Annotated in this window: 13 protein-coding genes; 9 read left to right on the plus strand and 4 right to left on the minus strand. The window is 49.9% G+C overall.

What is annotated here, in order from left to right:
* Positions 1-161: 161 nt before the first annotated feature.
* From MHH48_RS08850 to MHH48_RS08890, 9 genes are all read left to right on the plus strand, one after another.
* The gene (locus MHH48_RS08850) at positions 162-1,325 is read left to right on the plus strand and encodes an iron-containing alcohol dehydrogenase (RefSeq protein ID WP_076320475.1); all 1,164 of its coding nucleotides are present in this window, start codon (positions 162-164) and stop codon (positions 1,323-1,325) included.
* A gap of 201 nt (positions 1,326-1,526) precedes the next feature.
* Positions 1,527-2,060, plus strand: a complete 534-nt coding sequence (locus MHH48_RS08855; RefSeq protein ID WP_076320476.1) for a protease — start codon at positions 1,527-1,529, stop codon at positions 2,058-2,060.
* Positions 2,061-2,064: 4 nt separating this feature from the next.
* Positions 2,065-3,597 (plus strand): flotillin family protein, encoded by a 1,533-nt coding sequence (locus MHH48_RS08860; protein ID WP_076320477.1) that lies wholly within the window; start codon positions 2,065-2,067, stop codon positions 3,595-3,597.
* A gap of 147 nt (positions 3,598-3,744) precedes the next feature.
* Positions 3,745-4,602 (plus strand): PRD domain-containing protein, encoded by an 858-nt coding sequence (locus tag MHH48_RS08865; RefSeq protein WP_076320478.1) that lies wholly within the window; start codon positions 3,745-3,747, stop codon positions 4,600-4,602.
* Between the two features lie 281 nt (positions 4,603-4,883).
* Positions 4,884-6,965, plus strand: a complete 2,082-nt coding sequence (ptsG, locus tag MHH48_RS08870) for a glucose-specific PTS transporter subunit IIBC (protein WP_076320479.1) — start codon at positions 4,884-4,886, stop codon at positions 6,963-6,965.
* Positions 6,966-7,024: 59 nt separating this feature from the next.
* Positions 7,025-7,300: an HPr family phosphocarrier protein gene (locus MHH48_RS08875; protein WP_009591829.1), complete on the plus strand. Its 276-nt coding sequence runs from the start codon at positions 7,025-7,027 to the stop codon at positions 7,298-7,300.
* On the plus strand, positions 7,293-9,014 hold the full coding sequence (gene ptsP / locus MHH48_RS08880) for a phosphoenolpyruvate--protein phosphotransferase (RefSeq protein ID WP_076320480.1): 1,722 nt from the start codon (positions 7,293-7,295) through the stop codon (positions 9,012-9,014). Before MHH48_RS08875 ends, ptsP begins: the two co-directional genes overlap by 8 nt.
* A gap of 329 nt (positions 9,015-9,343) precedes the next feature.
* Positions 9,344-11,704, plus strand: a complete 2,361-nt coding sequence (gene pulA, locus MHH48_RS08885) for a type I pullulanase (RefSeq protein WP_256720369.1) — start codon at positions 9,344-9,346, stop codon at positions 11,702-11,704.
* 194 nt (positions 11,705-11,898) lie between these two features.
* Positions 11,899-12,528 carry a 50S ribosomal protein L25 gene (locus MHH48_RS08890; RefSeq protein WP_076320481.1) on the plus strand — a complete coding sequence of 210 codons (630 nt, stop codon included), beginning with the start codon at positions 11,899-11,901 and terminating at the stop codon, positions 12,526-12,528.
* Positions 12,529-12,612: 84 nt separating this feature from the next.
* Here the strand turns inward: MHH48_RS08890 and MHH48_RS08895 are convergent, their stop codons facing one another.
* The 4 genes from MHH48_RS08895 to kduI all read right to left on the minus strand — a co-directional run bounded on the left by MHH48_RS08895 (position 12,613) and on the right by kduI (position 16,207).
* Positions 12,613-13,497, minus strand: a complete 885-nt coding sequence (locus tag MHH48_RS08895; protein WP_076320482.1) for a transporter substrate-binding domain-containing protein — start codon at positions 13,495-13,497, stop codon at positions 12,613-12,615.
* A gap of 256 nt (positions 13,498-13,753) precedes the next feature.
* Positions 13,754-14,506 carry a 2-dehydro-3-deoxy-D-gluconate 5-dehydrogenase KduD gene (gene kduD / locus MHH48_RS08900; protein ID WP_076320483.1) on the minus strand — a complete coding sequence of 251 codons (753 nt, stop codon included), beginning with the start codon at positions 14,504-14,506 and terminating at the stop codon, positions 13,754-13,756.
* A gap of 77 nt (positions 14,507-14,583) precedes the next feature.
* Positions 14,584-15,333 carry a DeoR/GlpR family DNA-binding transcription regulator gene (locus MHH48_RS08905; protein WP_076320484.1) on the minus strand — a complete coding sequence of 250 codons (750 nt, stop codon included), beginning with the start codon at positions 15,331-15,333 and terminating at the stop codon, positions 14,584-14,586.
* Positions 15,334-15,373: 40 nt separating this feature from the next.
* Positions 15,374-16,207, minus strand: a complete 834-nt coding sequence (gene kduI / locus MHH48_RS08910; RefSeq protein WP_076320485.1) for a 5-dehydro-4-deoxy-D-glucuronate isomerase — start codon at positions 16,205-16,207, stop codon at positions 15,374-15,376.
* Positions 16,208-16,467: the final 260 nt, after the last annotated feature.

The following is a 16,467-nucleotide window of genomic DNA, read 5'->3' on the forward strand; positions in this document are numbered from 1 at the left end:
ATATGATGGATTGAAGTTAACGGTAACGATGATCATCATTCAAACAGCCGATCTTTCTGGAGAAATACGGCTGTTTGTTTTGCATTAGGGGAATGGTATAGAATGAAAAAGCATGCAACATAGAATATAGATGCGAACAAGATGCAATGGAGGTAATGCACATGAGACCTTTTGTTTTTCATAACCCGACTCAATTGATTTTTGGCAAGGGCCAGTTGAGCGCTTTAAGTGGTGAAGTGGCCAAATATGGCCGAAACGTATTACTCGTATATGGTGGCGGCAGCATCAAGCGCAGCGGACTGTACGATCAGGTTATCGCATTGCTCAAGGAAGCGAATGCAGCAGTGACGGAGCTTGCCGGTGTGGAACCGAACCCGCGCCTGTCGACGGTTCATAAGGGTGTGGCATTGTGCCGGGAGCATGACATTGATCTTATTCTGGCCGTTGGCGGCGGAAGCGTCCTTGACTGCTCCAAGGCCATTGCCGTTGGCGCCAAATATGACGGAGATATGTGGGATTTCGTAGAGCGCAAAGCCGTTCCGCAAGCGGGTCTTCCACTTGGAACGGTACTTACGATGGCTGCAACGGGATCGGAGATGAACGGCGGCTCCGTCATCACCAATGAAGTAACCCAAGAGAAGATGGGCTGGGGAAGTCCTCATGCGTACCCCGCATTTTCGATTCTGGACCCTGTACATACGTTCTCTCTTCCGCGGGATCAAACGGTGTACGGTATCGTAGATATCATGTCTCACGTGCTGGAGCACTACTTCCACCAAGACACCAACACGCCCGTGCAGGACGGATTCTGCGAAACGATACTTCGTACCGTTATCGATACGGCACCGAAGCTGGTTGAGGATCTGGAGAACTATGAGCACCGCGAGACGATCATGTACTGCGGAACGATGGCGCTCAACGGCATGATCAATATGGGGATGGCCGGTGACTGGGGAACCCATAACATCGAGCACGCGGTATCTGCCGTATACGATATTCCGCATGGCGGCGGACTGGCGATCCTGTTCCCGAATTGGATGAAATATAATCAAAGTGCGGATCCTCAGCGCTTCAAGTCACTTGCCGTGAACGTATTCGGAGTGGACCCGGCAGGAAAAAGCGATGAAGCCATCGGATTGGAAGGAATTAAAGCGCTTCGCAGCTTCTGGACTTCCATCGGTGCGCCAAGAACGCTGGGAGAGTACGAGATTGACGACAGCCAGATCGAGGCTATGGCCGATAAGGCGATGCGGTTTGGTCCTTTTGGCAACTTCCGCAAGCTGCAGCGTGAAGACGTCGTGGAGATTTATAAAATGTCGCTATAAGGGTTGTCCTGTCGTTACATGACAAGGAATAGAAATGGGTTCAAAGCCTGCCGGTTCATGCCGTGCAGGCTTTTTAATTGGGACGTGGAATATAGATATGAAGAGATTTTCATACGTTTAGGGAAATAATTGAAACTTTAGCAAACATTTTGCCGTATTACTTGTTATACACAGTAAGGAGTTCTAGAGGGGGCAATCAACATGGAAGCGTTATATTGGGGCTGTCTGATCGGAGGCGTGATATTTGCCATCGTAACCGTAGTGCTTGGTGACATACTTAGCTCGGCGCTTGACGGATTATTAGACTTTTTGTCAGTGGATTTTTTCAATCCGGTTGTGATCGCTGGAGGAATCACTGTATTTGGCGGTACCGGAATCATGCTGACGAAATACACGGAATTAGCGGCAGGTGCCCATGTAACGCTGTCTGTCTTAGCGGCTATCGTCATTTCGATTCTCGTCTACTTCGGCTACGTTAAACCGATGGCGAACAGCGAGAACTCGACGGGCTTCTCCATAAAGGAGCTCGCGGGCATGATCGGCGTTGTCACCGTACCGCTTCCTGCAGAAGGATTCGGTGAAGTGATGGTCAAGGTTGGCGCAGGCAACACGACGCACATCGCGTCTAGCTTTGATCGCCAAAGTCTCCCCGCAGGTGTCCGTGTGGTGGTTGTCGACGTTGTTGAGGGTGTCCTGAGAGTGTCCGAACTGGAAGAACGAAAAGGAGAGGATTGATTCAATGCCAGAATTCTTAGTAATTCCGTCGATAGTTGTAGGCGTCATTGTCGTGTTAGGACTTGCGTTCTGGGCCCGTTACAAAACGGTGAGCCCGGATGAAGCGATGATCGTAACCGGTTCTTTTTTGGGAAGTAGAAATTTGTCGGAGGATGAATCCGGCCGCAAAATCAAAATCGTGCGCGGCGGAGGCGCATTTATACTTCCCGTATTTCAGCGCTCCGAATTTGTATCGCTCTTATCTCATAAACTGGATGTTATGACACCTGAAGTGTACACGGAGCAAGGCGTTCCGGTTATGGCCGATGGGGTAGCCATCATAAAAGTGGGAAGCTCGATCGAAGATGTGGCAACGGCAGCCGAGCAATTCATGGGTAAGCCGATTGAAGCGCTGAAGGGCGAAGCCCAGGAAGTGCTGGAAGGTCATCTACGTGCCATTCTCGGTTCCATGACGGTAGAGGAAGTTTACCGTAACCGCGATAAATTTGCGCAGGAGGTTCAGGGTGTCGCTGCAAGAGACCTCAAGAAGATGGGATTGCAGATCGTTTCCTTTACCATTAAGGACGTTCGCGATAAGCATGGATATCTGGAAGCGCTGGGTAAACCACGGATCGCTACGGTAAAGCGGGATGCGGAGATTGCCGAAGCCGAAGCGGTGCGTGACGCGCGGATTCAGAAAGCGCGCGCGGAAGAAGAAGGACAGAAGGCCGAGGTTATACGTGATACCAACATCGCGGAAGCCGAGAAGGAACGGGAGCTGAAGGTCGCTTCCTTTAAGAAGGAGCAGGATACGGCGAAGGCCGAAGCAGACCAAGCCTATCATATCCAGGAAGCCCGTGCCAAACAAACGGCGGTTGAGGAGCAGATGAAAGTTGAGCTCGTTCGTAAGGAACGGGAAATCGATCTGCAGGAAAAAGAAATCATGATTCGTGAGAAGCAGTACGACGCGGACGTGAAGAAAAAGGCCGAAGCGGATCGCTATGCCGTTGAGCAGGCGGCCGAAGCGGATAAGGCCCGCAAGATGCGCGAAGCGGATGCCTTGCAGTATTCCATCGAAACCCAAGCTAAAGCCTCTGCGGAACAGAAGCGCCTGGATGGTCTGGCGGTTGCGGATGCTGAGCGTGCGAAAGGTACGGCTGAAGCCGAAGTTATTCGCCTGCGCGGTATTGCCGAAGCCGATGCCAAAGAGAAACTCGCCGAAGCGTTCCAGAAGTTCGGAGAAGCTGCTGTGCTCGACATCATCGTAAAAATGCTGCCTGAGCTTGCCGGCAAGATTGCTGAGCCAATCTCGTCCATCGACAAGCTGACGGTTGTTGATACAGGCAAAGGCGAGGGAGCAGCTCGCGTGAGCAATTATGTGACCGAGCTGATGTCCACGGCGCCTGAAATGCTGAAGAGTGTGTCAGGGATTGATGTGGAAGAACTGATTAAAGGATTGACCAAGAAGTCTGCCCCGGCCCAAAAGCCGGTAGCTGTGGAGCAGGAGCTTGTACCTGTACCGGTGCCTGTTGAGACAAGTGCTGCGAAGGAAGAATAGAACGAGCGGCAAGTAGGATTGGATAGCACCCACAGGGAGCGGTACGGCACTTTGGAGTCTTTGGCAACCACATATGATTTTGCCGCGCTCTGATATTTCTGATAAGATATCCGAGTATACGCGTATGAATCAAAAAGAGGTGCAAACGTGAGCAGCTTACAAGTGGCTAAAGTGTTGAACAATAATGTAATCATAGCGAAGCATCCTCAACATGGCGAGGTTGTTGTTATTGGCAAGGGAATTGGCTTTAACCGGAAGAATAAAGACCGTATCCTGGCCTCCGCTGCCGAGAAGATGTTCATTTTGACCAAACCGGAGGAGCAGGAGCAGTATAAGCAGCTGGTGCCTCATATCGATGAGAAGCTGATTGAGGCGATGAATGACATTATTCTGAACGCTGCCAAATCCAGCGACGCTCCTCTGAATGAGCATATCCACATTGCGTTGACTGATCATATTGCATTTGCCATTAAACGCCATGCCCAAGGTCTCTATATTCATAATCCCTTTTTATACGAAACCCGAGAGATGTATCCAGAGGAGTACGAGATGGCGGAATACGCCGTCCGTACCATCCGGGAGAAACTTGGGGTCGACTTGGGCCAAGAGGAAATTGGATTCATTGCCCTTCATTTTCACGGCGCGCTCACAAACCAGCACATTTCGGAGGTTCGCAAACATTCGGAGCTGATCGCGGATCTAGTACATACCGTTGAACAGCAGCTGGATTATACCATCCCGAGGGATTCATTGGATTATTCCCGTCTACTAACCCATCTCCGGTTTGCGTTGGAGCGGATTCGGCGGGGAGAAGCGGTAAACGAGACGAGTTCATTGGATGGGCTGCTGAAGCGTGAATATCCTGAGACGTATTCCTTGGCATGGAAACTAACAAAGATGATGGAGCAGCGACTGAAGAAGCCCGTATATCCCGCTGAAGCCGGTTATTTGACCATTCATCTGGAGCGGCTGGTCCAGCGCAAAGAGCAGGGCGAGCAAATGTGAAGATTTTATTAAGTCCCTTACCATGTGGTTGCAACGAAAAATGAACGATGTTACAATACGAACAGTTATGAAGCATAAAACTTCAAATCAAACGTGTAACTGATTCGATCAGGCATGAGTATTGCAGGAATTTGGTTGTTATTACCCATTTTTGGGTAATCTAATCCATGAGATTAGCCATCCATTTTCCCGTGGTTACTCATGCCTTTTTTTGATTTGCTTGTTTTATGATGTTCTACATTCAGCTTGTGATCACAACTAGATAGAGGGTGAGAATTTTCATGTTTAAGCGGCTTTTTGGCGTCCTGCAAAGGGTCGGTAAAGCCCTGATGCTGCCCGTGGCCATATTGCCGGCGGCCGGACTATTACTCGGCCTTGGAAATATGCTGGTCAACCCTGATTTCCTGCAGTATGCACCGTGGCTCAATGCGGCTTGGGTTCAAGCAGCTGCCACTGTCATGATGAATGCGGGACAAATTGTGTTCACGAATTTATCCTTGCTGTTTGCAGTGGGGGTTGCCGTCGGCTTGGCCGGAGGTGAAGGCGTGGCGGGGCTTGCTGCGATCATCGGTTACCTTGTCATGAACGTTACCATGGGCAGCGTGATCGGCGTGACGCCATCGATGATTGGCACGAATTACGAATATGCCAGCGTGCTTGGCATTCCGACCCTGGCAACCGGGGTATTCGGCGGAATTATTGTAGGTATATTAGCGGCAAGCATGTACCGAAGATTTTTCAAAATAGAGCTTCCGTCCTATCTGGGCTTTTTTGCAGGAAAACGCTTTGTTCCGATTATGACGGCTGCAACGTCCGTTTTGCTTGGTCTGTTAATGGTCTTTATATGGCCACCGATCCAGTCTGCGCTTAACACTGCATCCCATTTTATGCTGGAGCAAAACCTGACGCTGTCCGCTTTTGTGTTCGGCGTTGTGGAACGCGGATTGATTCCGTTCGGTCTGCACCACATTTTCTATTCTCCATTCTGGTTTGAGTTCGGGGAATATTTGAATCAGGCAGGTCAAATGGTGCGCGGTGATCAAAATATATTCATGGCTCAGCTTCGGGATGGTGTCGAGTTTACAGCAGGCACCTTCATGACGGGTAAATATCCGTTTATGATGTTTGGTCTTCCTGCTGCTGCGCTTGCTATCTATCATGAAGCGAGACCGGAGAACAAAAAGTTCGTTGCTGGTATTATGGGGTCGGCAGCACTGACCTCCTTCTTGACCGGGATCACGGAACCGCTAGAGTTCTCCTTCCTGTTCGTCGCACCGATCTTGTTCGTCGTGCATGCGTTGTTCGCAGGTCTATCCTTCATGACCATGCATATTCTGGGTACCAAGATTGGCATGACCTTCTCGGGCGGCCTGATCGATTACATGATATTCGGTGTCATTCCGAATCGGACGCCATGGTGGAATGTTCTCATTGTTGGTGCTATCATGGCAGTAATCTATTATTTCGGATTCCGGTTTGTCATTCGGAAATTCAATCTGAAGACGCCGGGCCGGGAGGAAGCTTCTGCATCGGAGTCGGAATCAGGCTCCCAGAGAGCAAGTGGTGACAGCAAAAGTGAACTGCCGCTTAACATTCTGACTGCGCTTGGCGGCCAACCTAACATTGCGCATCTGGATGCCTGCATTACCCGTCTTCGGGTAGAGGTGAAAGATAAGGGTCGTGTCGATAAGACAAGGCTGAAACAGTTGGGTGCGTCAGGTGTGCTGGAGGTGGGGAATAATATCCAGGCGATATTCGGAACGCGTTCCGATACGATTAAATCGCAAATCCAGGACATTATGTCGGGTATAACACCGACTACCGCACCTGCAGCAGCGGATGTGGAAACGATGCCGACTGCTAAAGAAGAGTTGCAGGCGGGTCAGAACGGAGAAACGCTTGTCATGGAGGAGATCGCATCTCCAGTCGATGGAGAGCTTATGGATATTTCTCATGTACCTGATCCTGTGTTTGCAGAACGAATGACGGGGGATGGATTTGCGGTATTGCCTCATAACGGAACGATCGCTTCTCCTGTTAACGGGACCGTGTTTAACGTATTCCCCAGCAAGCATGCGGTCGGCATTATGTCCGATGGCGGCAAGGAAGTGCTTGTCCATATCGGCGTCAATACCGTTAAGCTGAAGGGGCAAGGGTTTGAAGTGCTTGTTCAGGAGGGGGATCTGGTATCTACAGGCCAACCGATCATGCAAGTGGATCTGGATTATGTGAAGGCGAATGCCAAATCGATTATCTCTCCTGTGATCTTCTCGAATTTGCCGGAAGGAGCTTCTGTGAAGCTGAACAAGACCGGTGAAGTAAAAAGCGGTGAACAAGGGATCATCACCATATTGAAACCTTAATTTCACGGTTATCTCAAGGATTCCAAAAAATTTAAACATACGAAAGTAGGATGATGAACATGCAACAAACATTCAGAATTATTGACGAAGATGGAATTCACGCACGTCCAGCAACAGCATTGGTAAATACGGCGAACAAATTCCAGGATACCAATTCATTTGCCGAAGCTAACGGCAAAAAAGTAACGTTGAAATCGATCCTGGGCGTTCTGTCCCTCGGATTGGAGCAAGGTGATACATTGACACTGATCACGGAAGGCGGCAATGAGAGCGAAGCGCTGACTGCACTGCAAGAAGTGATGGTGAACGAAGGGTTAGGCGAGCTTCATGAATAATTTGAAAGGAATCGCGGCTTCCGCAGGCATCGCGATTGCACGTGCATTTACGCTGGAGCATCCCGATTACTCTGTTACGGAAAAGCAAGTGGCAGACACAGATGCCGAGCTTTCGAAGCTGGATGCGGCGCTGGCTCAGTCCCAGGCTGAGCTGGAAGCGATCAAAGCCCGCACGCTTCAGGAACTCGGGGAGAAGAAGGCTGAGATTTTCGAATCTCACCTTCTCATCCTGAATGATCCGGAATTGATTGAACCGGTCAAAGCGAAAATCGCTTCCGATTCGGTTAACGCGGAATACGCCTTAAATGAAACGGCAACCCAATTCATTCAAATGTTCGAGAACATGAAGAGTGCCTACTTGCAGGAGCGGGCAGCGGATATGCGCGACGTAACCAAACGTATTCTTAAGCATCTGCTCGGCCTGAATTATGTCAGTCCATCCGAAATCAGCGAAGAAGTGATCGTGGTTGCAGAGGACTTGACCCCGTCGGATACAGCGCAGTTGAACCGCAACTACGTTAAAGGATTTACGACGAATATTGGCGGGCGTACCTCGCATTCTGCCATCATGGCCCGTTCGCTTGAAATTCCGGCTGTCGTCGGAACGAAAAACGTGCTCTCTTCGGTCCAAAACGGGGATTTGATCATCGTTGACGGACTGGAAGGGGATGTCATCATTAATCCTACTGAAGCTATTGTAGCCCAATACCGTGCGAAGCAGGATGCCTACGCCAAACAGGTCGAGGAATGGAAGAAACTCCGCTCCGAACCGACGGTATCCAAGGACGGGATCCATGTGGAACTGGCCGCCAATATCGGGACACCAAACGATGTAACTGGCGTGTTGGAGAATGGCGGGGAAGCGGTAGGATTGTATCGTACGGAATTCTTGTACATGGGCAGAGATAAACTTCCTTCCGAAGAGATCCAGTATGTCGCTTATAAATCGGTACTGGAGAAAATGGAAGGCAAGCCGGTTGTTGTCCGCACGCTTGATATCGGCGGGGACAAAGAGCTGCCTTATCTGGATCTTCCTAAGGAAATGAATCCGTTCCTGGGATTCCGGGCCATTAGGCTGTGCCTGGATCGTCAGGATATTTTCAGAACACAGCTTCGGGCACTGCTCCGCGCAAGCGTTCATGGCAATCTGCGAATCATGTTTCCCATGATCGCGACACTCGGTGAATTCCGCGAAGCCAAAGCGCTTTTGGAGGAAGAGAAATCCAAGCTTGTAAGCGAAGGCATTCCGGTATCCGAGGAAATCCAACTCGGGATCATGGTGGAGATTCCATCCACTGCGGTGCTTGCGGATCAGTTTGCCAAAGAGGTTGATTTCTTCAGTATCGGAACGAATGATCTTATCCAGTATACGATGGCCGCTGACCGCATGAATGAACGGGTTTCTTATTTGTATCAACCCTATAATCCGGCGATTTTGCGACTGGTTAAAATGGTTATCGATGCCGCTCATCGCGAAGGCCGCTGGGTTGGTATGTGCGGTGAAATGGCCGGTGACGCCACGGCGATTCCGATTCTCCTCGGTTTGGGGCTGGATGAGTTTAGCATGAGCGCTACATCCATTCTTCCGGCGCGCAGCCAGATCGGGAAGCTATCCCGCAGTGATATGCAGGCACTCGCTGCCAAAGCAATTGAAATGGGTACCGCAGAGGAAGTAGTGGCTCTGGTGGAATCCATAGAAATTGCAGGCGAGTAAGGGGAAGAAGCCCCGAACGGTCTTAGGAATTGATGAAGCACTACGTTTGTTTTGAGGACTCTACTAATCTTTTTCCACGAAAACCATACATTGACAACATCTGTCCATTTGGGCAGATGTTTTTTTGTCAAAAGAAAGACACCCGGCATATTTGCTAGTATAATAGCCTAAATATATAGTTAATTGGCATCAAACCCAAACCAAATCAGGGCTTTTGGCATATCATGGTATATGAAAGCGTTCTACATTCATGTGCTAGAGGTCTGTCTTATGATTCAGGCGCCCATACTAGGAAGTAAATCTACTTATAAGTGACGGTGATGATGACTATGGACATGATCAAGAGCTGCACTAGTGTTAAGCTGGGGGCAACCTACCGAAGAGAGGGAACGGCCTTTCAGGTATGGGCTCCGGAAGCGGTTCATGTGAGACTGGCTTTGTATGAAAGTCCGGGAGAGTATAACGAGCAAGGTCTCGTAACGGATCACGAGGGCGGTACTTTATATTCGATGGAACATAGTGGCGACGGTATATGGTCGGCTGTCGTAAACAGGGATCTTCATGGAACGTATTATATGTACCAAATCGAGTCAGTGGACGGTGACGTGTGTTATGCCGTTGACCCCTATGCAACAGCGGTGTCCGCCAACGGCTGCCGCGGGGCGGTTGTTGATCTGGCGAAGAGCAATCCGCCGGGGTGGGAGCAGGATGTTAGACCCGAGCTGCTGAAGCCTACGGATGCGGTGCTCTATGAGCTTCATGTACGCGACTTCTCGATTCATACCGATTCGGGAATGAAATATAGAGGGAAATATAAGGCATTCACGGAGAGTGGCCTGCGGGATTCCGAAGGGAATACCATTGGCCTGGATCATCTTGAAGAATTGGGTGTAACCCATGTGCATCTGCTGCCGGTATTTGATTTTCGAACGGTCAATGAGCTGGACGGTTATGAAACCGGCTGCTTGAACCGCGAGTATAACTGGGGGTATGATCCGCAAAATTACAACGTTCCTGAAGGTTCATATGCGACAGACCCTATGGATCCAATTGTGCGCATCCGGGAGCTGAAGGAAATGATTCTGGCTCTGCATGCGAGGGGAATCCGTGTCATCATGGACGTGGTTTACAACCATACGTATACGGTGGATGACGGTCCGTTTGAACGATTAGCGCCGGGGTATTTCTATCGCAAGGATGGATATGGAAATTTATCGAACGGTTCAGGCGTAGGCAATGAGCTGGCTACGGAGAAGCCGATGGTACGCAAATACATCAAGGATTCCTTAAGGTACTGGGCCGAGGAGTATCACATCGATGGATTTCGGTTTGATTTGATGGCTTTGATCGATACAACAACGATGAAAGAGCTTGTAAGTGAGCTGCGTCGTGAGGTGGATTACTCTCTTCTGTTTTATGGTGAACCCTGGACAGGAGGCTTAAGCCCGTTAACGGAGCAGACCGTCAAAGGAAGTCAGAAGGGTCAAGGCTTTGCTGTATTCAATGATCATTTCCGGCATGCCATTAAGGGTGACAATGACGGTCGCGGCCCTGGGTTTGCTACGGGCGAACCATGGTACGAGGGTGCGGTCGTTGAAGGGATGATGGGCTCGATCCATGATTTTGCGCTGCATCCGGATGAGACGGTCAATTACGTCACCGTGCACGATAATTTGAATCTGTGGGACAAAATTTTGGTGGCACACGGGATGGAAGAGCAGGCAGGGCTGCTCCATCTGATGGACGGGAAGCTGGTTAACGGCGGCGATGTATGGCAGGCAACCGCTGCATCTAAGCCTTATGTCGATATTCCTGATGAAGATGTGATGTCGGCAGTGCCTGTGCGCCGCAGCTTGCTGGCTAACGGCATTGTACTGCTCTCTCAGGGGATTCCGCTGCTGCATGCCGGCGATGAGCTGCTTCGCACGAAATTTGGCGATCATAACAGCTACCGCAGCGGGGATGCCGTTAATGCCATCCGCTGGTCGAACAAGAAACGATTCAGACCTGTGTTTGACTACTACAAAGGCCTTATTGCCCTGCGCAAAGCCCACCCAGCATTTCGGATGGCAGCAAGAGAAGAGATTGAGGAACATATGGAAGTGCTGCGCAGCAGCGATCGGATTATTGCCTACCGGTTAACGCATCATGCCGCACAAGATAGCTGGGGACAGATCGTTGTGATCGTGAACGGGAATGAGCATGAAATGACGGTTGATCTGCCGCCTACGCCTTACCGCTGGAACATCGTGGTGAATGATCGCCAGGCAGGTACGGATACGATCGAGACGTTGGACCAAGGAGCTATAGCCGTCCCAGGGCTGTCACTGATGGTGTTGTACGAGGATCAGGCCCAGAAGAAGCAAGGGCTGACTACCGTTGAGATCGAATATGAGAGACGTGATCAAGCTTATGATGGCTGGAACGTATGGGTGTGGGGAACGGGCGTGCAGGATGGCAGCGTGCCATTCTCAAAGGCGGACAGCGGCAAAGCTCGAGCGGTCTTCTACGCAGCCTCCGGAACCAAGCGGGTCGGCTGTATCGTCAGGTTGAATGATTGGGAGGATCGGGAAGGCGAGAACGACTGGTTTATCGATATTCCGCCGGATGAAGCAAAGGTACGAATTTCGCTGCGAAGTCACAAAGACGAAGGCTCTGGGGGCCAAGAGCAGCAGGATATGGCGAGTTGAGGATTGTATCGTAAAAAAATAAGGAGCCCTCCTTTTGTACTGAAAGGGGGGCTCCCATTATTTATATTTCAAAAGGGGTACCATTCATTACCCACTGGATTGAAATTTAAAACATCTGCATCTCATGATTAGTTAGCAGGGAAATAGGGTAATAATGAGATAGACTTTGTTTTCGATAAAGGAGGATGTCACTCATGTCAAAAGGAAACACAGTTCAACTCCAAGCAGATGTTCGTAATGATTTTACACGGGCTTCTCGTCGAGTGCTTCGCGAAAATGGCGGAATCCCCGGCGTCGTATACGGCGGGGGCGAGGAAAGCATCCCGGTTGCTGTTAATTTCAAGGATACGGCCAAGCTGTTTCACACCGGACGTTCGGAGGTATTCCAGCTTGATATTCCAGGCTCCGGTAAAATTCCGGTTTTGATTAAGGACATTCAAAAGAGACGCGGCACTGTATCCCATGTGGACTTTCTGCGGATCTCCATGAATAAGCCGGTTCGTGTCAGCATTCCGGTGGATTATCATGGTACTGCTGTCGGAACGAAATCTGGAGGTATTCTGCAAACCCAGGTGACCGAAATCGAAGTAGAGGGCTTGCCAGGTGAACTGCCTTCTACCCTTGAAGCAGACGTATCCGCTCTGGAGATAGGCGACAAGCTTACGGTTGCAGATATTAAAGTACCGGAGAGTATTACATTACATGCTTCGGATGAGGAGATTCTCGCAACCGTCATCGTGCCTCGTGCCGTTGAGGTTGCAGAGACAGAGGATGAAGCGGACGCTAAGGAAGCGAATGCGGGAGAGACAGCCGAAGAATCATAATATGCACATGTAAAAAGGCGTTTGCTTTGCTGGTATTCAGCAAAGCAAGCGCCTTTTTGTCAGGAATTTTGAATTTTGAAAATTCTATTTAACCTTTCGATCATGGATGCCTTTATAACTCACCGGAGCGTCTCCAAAGTATTTGTTCCAAATGGTCAAATACGTTCCGTCCTGCTGCATGGTGGCCAGTGCGTTATCAACGGCAGCGACGAGATCCGGATTCCCTTTTACAAAGGCTGCAGAAATCTCGAACACCTGATCGGCGGATTCAGCGGTAGCAACCGGCAGATCAGGGAACTGCTGCTTCAGGTTGGTCACGGATAACTGGTCCGAAATGACGGCATCCAGCTCTCCATTTGCGAGCTTGTGGGCTGCGTCTGATATATACTTGATCGGGACGATGTCCGCTCCATGCTTCTTGGCCATATCCTTATAGATTCCGGTGGGGTTCAGGCCGACACGCTTACCCTTGATATCCGAGAAGGAACGGATCTGATCTTCGCCCGAGGAACGCACAAGCAGAACCGGAGTAGAGGATAGATAAGCGACGGAAAAATCATAAAGGGCCCGCCGGTCCGGCCGGTCTTCAATCTGGTTGAAGACGGCATCGTATTTGCTTTCCGTCAGCCCTGGCAGCAGATTCTCCCATTCGGTTTCAACGAATTCTGCTTTTAGCTCCATATGACGGGCAACCTCTTCAGCGATTTCCACATCGAAACCCGTAAGTCTTCCGCCCGTTCCATGGTAACTGAAGGGGGGATAATCCCGTTCCGTTGCAATTCGCAGGGTTCCGCGTTCCACGGCATTTCGAAGCAGGAAGCCGGTGTTCACCCGGTAAGGGTTTACGCCCATATTGGGGGTTGGCACCCGGTCATTGCTGTTAGGGGTGCAGCCGGTAAGGACTATTGAACCGATCAGTGTGAATAAACAGGCAAGACTGATCCAACGTATCGATTTTGTTCCGCGCATGACTCCAAAAACCATCCTTTCTTTATTCACGGTCCTTCGAGGCCCATTTCGTAAAGTTAGGATGTCCCAAAGGATGGTTCGTATATTCGTGAAATGTCGGTACCCGTCAAGAACTTAGGGTCTCTAATCAGATGAAAGTGGAAAATGGACGAAAAAGAGGCTGTGCTTCCTCCGCCTGCAGCAGCAGTGGAAAAGCACAGCCTCTTATCGCTAGATTGCTTAGGTTGACATGCTTTTGATACAGCACTTATGACCCTTAACGGGCCATCCATCCGCCATCAACACAAAGTACATGTCCGTTCATGTAATCCGAAGCGGCGGAAGCGAGGAATACGGCAGGTCCGCCAATATCCTCGGGTTTACCCCAGCGTCCGGCAGGAATACGATCCGTAATGGAAGTGCGTCGTTCCTCATCCTGACGGATAGCTGCCGTATTATCGGTTTCGATATAACCGGGAGCAATTCCGTTCACCTGGATGCCACTGGCTGCCCATTCATTAGCCAATGCTTTCGTAAGACCGGCAACACCATGCTTGCTTGCCGTATATCCGGGCACGTTGATTCCGCCTTGGTAGGACAGCATCGAGCAGATATTAATGATTTTGCCGCTGCCGCGTTCAATCATATGTCTTCCGGCCAGTTGGGACAGTAAGAATACAGTATTCAGATTCAAATCAATCACGTCAAGCCAATCCTGTGTAGCATGATCCTTGGCCGGTGTCCGGCGGATAATGCCGGCATTGTTCACGAGAATGTCCACGTGCCCCGTTAGCTCCAGCGCTTGGTCAAAAGTCTGCTGGAGTTTGCTCTGGTCGCTTAGATCGACCTGAATTTCGGAAGCTTTTCTGCCGAGTGATGTGATGGCATCTATCGTTTCGGCGCTTGTATTCATGGACACGGCAACGATATCCGCGCCGGCTTCGGCTAGAGCTATCGCGATGCCTTGTCCCAATCCTCTGGCGGAACCTGTGACGATTGCAGTTTTGCCTGATAAATCAAACCTGTTCATGCTCCGTAAATCCCCTCTCACTTGCTCTCTATTAGAATCGTATGAAGCTAGCCCGGTCGATAAGTTTTATGCAGCGGTTACAGCATAGTAACGCCGGCACCGTCATATTGATTGACCGTCTCGGGTGACAGTCCCGCATCGGTAATGATGCCGCTGATCTCCTGCAGGGATGAAAAAGTCCTTAATGCCGTTTGCCCGAATTTATGATGGTCAACAACGGCATAAACCTCCAGCGAGGTTTCGATTAATGCCCGTTTGAAAGGGATCAAGTCCCCGGTATATATGGACAATCCATGATCAAGATGGACGCCCGTCGCGGATATGAAGGCCTTTTGAATGTTTAGCTGCGTTACATACGATACGCCTTCGGGGCCTGCGAGCATATTCCGGACCCGGTAGCCCCCCGGTACGACCAAACGGATATGATTCTTCGTCGCCAGTTCGCTGATGATATAGACATCGTTCGTAATGACCGTTAAGGGCACGTCTTCCAGCCTTCGAGCGATCTCCAGCGTGGTGCTGCCTCCGTCCAGGGCAATGATGTCGTCGGTATTGATATGCTTCAGTGCTTTCAACGCGATTTCGGTTTTTTCATTCGGGTGCTTGGCAAGTGGTTCTTTGGACGGCAGGATGCCGAATTGATCGCTGTGCGCAAGCACAGCCCCGCCATGCACACGAACGATTAGACCTTGTTCCTCCAGCTTGGTCAGATCCTCGCGAATCGTTTTTCCGGTCACCTGAAGCTGCTGGCTTAGATCGGCGACAGTCACTTCTTTATGGGTTAGAAGGTACTCCATTATTTTTTCATAGCGTCGTAACGGGTTCATATGAATCTCAACTCTTCCGTGGGTTAATGGATAATCCCCTCTATTTTAAATCTTTTATGGACACCGGGTCCATATCATCATAACGTTTATTATCTCCGGCCATACCCCAGATGAAGGTATAGTTGCTTGTGCCTACGCCGCTGTGAATCGACCAGCTTGGCGAAATCACGGCCTGTTCATTGCGCATAACGATGTGCCGCGTTTCATTAGGTTCCCCCATCAGATGGATGACCACCGCTTCTTCCGGTAAATCAAAATAGAGATAAGCCTCCATGCGTCTTGGATGGGTATGGGCAGGCATCGTGTTCCACATGTTTCCTTCTTTCAGCAGGGTCATACCCATAACAAGTTGGGCGCACTCAATGCCTTTTTGATGGATGAAACGATAGATCACACGATCATTGGAATTTTTGATATCGCCCAAAGCGCTGGAATCAGCTTTCTCCAAAGTGGCTTTAGCTGTCGGGAATGTTTGGTGCGCCGGCGCAGAATTCAAATAGAATTTGGCCGGGTTGGATGGATCCGTGCTTTTAAAAATAACCTCTTCCGTACCCATGCCAACGTACAAGCATTCTTTGTTGTTCAATTCATGCTCTGCACCGTCAACCAGCACGGTACCATGTCCGCCAATGTTGATAATGCCAAGCTCACGGCGTTCCAGGAAAGAGGAAACACCCAGCTCTTTAAGGTCCGTTTCCAGTTTGACCTGCTCTCGAACGGGAGCGGCGCCACCGATAATCATACGATCTTCGTGCGTCAAGACAAGCTCCAACTTGTCAGGCGTAAACAGGACTGGGATATGGAATTCCTTACGGAGTCTTTCTGTGTCAAATTGTTTCACTTCGTTCGGGTGTGAGGCATAACGTCTTTCCATGTTCATTCATCTCCTCAAGATTGTATTTTAATGAAATTTATAATGTTCATATATGTACAAATTACTCCATTTACGTTCATATTACAAGAGCTAAATATAAAATGAACAAAAATCATACCTGGTGAACATTGAGCTGAGTTCATTCATATCTGACTGAACTTGGAGCAGAAAGGGAAGAATTAGCATCAGATGGGGATGGGCAGGCTGTCCTGAAATGATCCTTCACGAGGTAGCCATGAAGTGAACAAGGTACGACTAGG

It is taken from the genome of Paenibacillus sp. FSL F4-0100 (genome assembly GCF_037993005.1).
Taxonomy (GTDB): Bacteria; Bacillota; Bacilli; order Paenibacillales; family Paenibacillaceae; genus Paenibacillus_AQ.

Excerpts from the sequence above, each read along its gene's own strand:
- MHH48_RS08850 (WP_076320475.1), top strand. The coding sequence starts at position 162 with ATGAGACCTTTTGTTTTTCATAACCCGACTCAATTGATTTTTGGCAAG.
- MHH48_RS08855 (WP_076320476.1), top strand. The coding sequence starts at position 1,527 with ATGGAAGCGTTATATTGGGGCTGTCTGATCGGAGGCGTGATATTTGCC.
- MHH48_RS08860 (WP_076320477.1), top strand. The coding sequence starts at position 2,065 with ATGCCAGAATTCTTAGTAATTCCGTCGATAGTTGTAGGCGTCATTGTC.
- ptsG (WP_076320479.1), top strand. The coding sequence starts at position 4,884 with ATGTTTAAGCGGCTTTTTGGCGTCCTGCAAAGGGTCGGTAAAGCCCTG.
- MHH48_RS08875 (WP_009591829.1), top strand. The coding sequence starts at position 7,025 with ATGCAACAAACATTCAGAATTATTGACGAAGATGGAATTCACGCACGT.
- ptsP (WP_076320480.1), top strand. The coding sequence starts at position 7,293 with ATGAATAATTTGAAAGGAATCGCGGCTTCCGCAGGCATCGCGATTGCA.
- pulA (WP_256720369.1), top strand. The coding sequence starts at position 9,344 with ATGGACATGATCAAGAGCTGCACTAGTGTTAAGCTGGGGGCAACCTAC.
- MHH48_RS08890 (WP_076320481.1), top strand. The coding sequence starts at position 11,899 with ATGTCAAAAGGAAACACAGTTCAACTCCAAGCAGATGTTCGTAATGAT.
- MHH48_RS08895 (WP_076320482.1), bottom strand. The coding sequence starts at position 13,497 with ATGCGCGGAACAAAATCGATACGTTGGATCAGTCTTGCCTGTTTATTC.
- kduD (WP_076320483.1), bottom strand. The coding sequence starts at position 14,506 with ATGAACAGGTTTGATTTATCAGGCAAAACTGCAATCGTCACAGGTTCC.
- MHH48_RS08905 (WP_076320484.1), bottom strand. The coding sequence starts at position 15,333 with ATGAACCCGTTACGACGCTATGAAAAAATAATGGAGTACCTTCTAACC.
- kduI (WP_076320485.1), bottom strand. The coding sequence starts at position 16,207 with ATGGAAAGACGTTATGCCTCACACCCGAACGAAGTGAAACAATTTGAC.